At 74.7% G+C, this 2,350-nt stretch carries 3 protein-coding genes; all 3 read right to left on the bottom strand.

The genetic code is table 11. The features are described from left to right. Positions 1–445 (bottom strand): glycerate kinase (locus ACWEVO_RS35150; protein WP_452311720.1); only part of this gene is annotated, 445 nt, incomplete at its 3' end. Beyond that, positions 445–1,284, bottom strand: a complete 840-nt coding sequence (locus ACWEVO_RS35145) for a sugar phosphate isomerase/epimerase family protein (protein ID WP_452311719.1) — start codon at positions 1,282–1,284, stop codon at positions 445–447. The genes ACWEVO_RS35150 and ACWEVO_RS35145, both read right to left, overlap by 1 nt. Beyond that, positions 1,281–2,350, bottom strand: a 1,070-nt coding sequence (locus tag ACWEVO_RS35140) for a dihydrodipicolinate synthase family protein (protein ID WP_452311718.1), incomplete at its 5' end; no start/stop codon positions are given. The genes ACWEVO_RS35145 and ACWEVO_RS35140, both read right to left, overlap by 4 nt.

Genomic DNA, 2,350 nt, shown 5'->3' with positions numbered 1-2,350 from the left:
GCCCGAGCGCGCGCAGCGCCCCGGTGCCGCCGTCGGTGGACGCGGAGCCGCCGAGGCCGATGACGAGGCGGCTGGCCCCGGCGTCGAGGGCGGCCCGGGCGACGGCGCCGAGCCCGTAGGTGTGGGCGCCGCGCGGGTCGGGGGTGGCCATCAGCGGCAGGCCGCTGGACTGGGCGAGTTCCAGTACCGCCGCCCCGTCGGCGAGCAGCAGCCAGGCGGCGGTGACCGGCCGGCCGTCGGGTCCGGGCACGGCCAGGGTGCGGCGTTGCGCGTCGGGCAGCGCGGCGGCGAAGGCGTCGACGGTGCCTTCGCCGCCGTCGGCCAGGGGGAGCAGCCGTACGTCGTCGTCGGGCCGGTGGGCGAGCCAGCCGTTCCCGAGGGCGCGGGCGGCGTGTTCGGCGGTGATGCTGCCCTTGAAGGAGTCCGGTGCGACGACGACGCGCATCAGTCGGCCATGACCAGCTGGAGGTAGCGGTCCTTCATGGTGGCGAGGACCTCGTCGGGGTCGGTGGCCCACACCTCGGCGTTGAAGATCTCCACCTCGGTGTCGCCGGTGTAGCCGGCCTGCTCGACGGCCCGCCGGAAGGGCGGGAAGTCGATGTGGCCGTCGCCCATCATGCCCCGGCCCAGCAGCACGTCGGCCGGGAGCGGGGTGAGGAAGTCGCAGACCTGGAAGCTGGCGATCCGGTCGCCGGCCCGGGCGATCTGCCGCCACACGTCCGGGTCCCACCAGATGTGGAAGGTGTCGACCACGACGCCGACCTGCGCGACGGGGAACGGTTCGGCGAGGTCGAGCGCCTGCCCGAGGGTGGACAGGACGGCCCGGTCGGCGCAGTACATGGGGTGCAGGGGTTCCAGCGCCAGCCGCACACCCCGCTCGCCCGCGTACGGGGCCAGTTCGGCCAGGGCATCGGCGACCCGCTGCCGGGCGCCGATCAGGTCACGGGACCCGGGCGGCAGACCGCCGACCACCATGACCAGGCAGTCGGTGCCCAGCCCGGCGGCCTCGTCGATGGCGCGCCGGTTGTCCTGGAGCGCCTCGCGGCCGGCCTCGCCGTCGGCGGTGAGGAAGCCGCCGCGGCACAGCGACGACACCCGCAACCCGGCGTCGGCGACCAGCTTCGCGGCGGCCGGCACGCCGATCTCGGCGACGGGTTCGCGCCACAGTCCGATGGCGGGGATGCCGGCCCGGACGCAGCCGTCTACGGCCTCGCGCACCGACCAGCGTTGCGTGGTGCGCTGGTTGAGCGACAGCCGCGCCAGGCTCGGATCCACGGCGTTCATGCGGTCACCCCCGCGACCGACAGGTAGCGGCGCATCCGGTCGACGGCCAGTTCGGGGTCGAGCAGCAGGCCGGCGGTGTCGGCGAGGCGGAACGTCTGCACCAGGTGGGGGACGCTGCGGCCGCTGTGCAGGCCGCCGACCATGGTGAAGCCGGGCTGGAAGCCGTTGAGCCAGGCCAGGAACGCGATGCCGGTCTTGTAGTACTGGGTCGGCGGGGCGAACACGTGCCGGGACAGCGGCACGGTGGGGTCGAGGATGTCCCGGAAGCCGGCGGTGTCGCCGGCGTCGAGGCGTTGCAGGGCCGCCGACGCGGCCGGGGCGATGGCGGCGAACGCGCCCAGCAGGGCGTGGCTGTACCGCCCGGCGTCGCCGGCGATCAGTTCCGGATAGTGGTAGTCGTCGCCGGTGTACACCTTGACGGTGGGCGGCAGCAGTTCCCGCAGCTGGACCTCCCGCGCGGCGTCGAGCAGGGACACCTTCACCCCGTCGATGACGTTGGCGTGGGCGTGGATCAGCGTCACGAACGTCTTGGTCGCCTCGTCGAGGTCGGCGGATCCCCAGTAGCCGGCCAGGGCGGGGTCGAACATGTCGCCGAGCCAGTGCAGCACCACCGGGGTGCTGGTCTCGCGCAGCACCTGCTCGTAGACGCGCAGGTAGTCCTCGGGGCCGGTGGCGAGGGCGGCGAGCTGCCGGCTGGCCATGACCACCGGGGTGGCGCCGCAGTCCTGGACGAAGGCGACCTGCTCGGCGTAGGCGGTGACGACCTCGTCGAGGGTGTCGGGCACGCCGGTGAGCTGGTCGGTGGCGGCGCCGGCGACGATCCGGCCGCCGCAGGCGGCGGCCTCGGCGGCGCTGCGGCGGATCAGTTCCCGGGTGGCGGCCCAGTCCAGGCCCATGCCGCGTTGGGCGGTGTCCATCGCCTCGGCGACGCCGAGCCCCCAGGACCAGAGGTTGCGTCGTACGTCGAGGGTGGCGTCCCAGTCCAGCCGGGCGGGCTGGCCGGGGGCGTTGTCGGCGTGCGGGTCGGCGACCACGTGCGCGGCGGCGTACGCGATCCGGCTGGCCG

Source organism: Micromonospora sp. NPDC003776 (genome assembly GCF_053605645.1).
Note: the sequence above shows the minus strand (reverse complement) of the source record. Positions and strands in the feature narration are given on the sequence as shown.

What these genes read in the sequence shown, in the direction of transcription:
- ACWEVO_RS35145 (WP_452311719.1), bottom strand. Translation starts at nt 1,284, where the DNA reads ATGAACGCCGTGGATCCGAGCCTGGCGCGGCTGTCGCTCAACCAGCGC.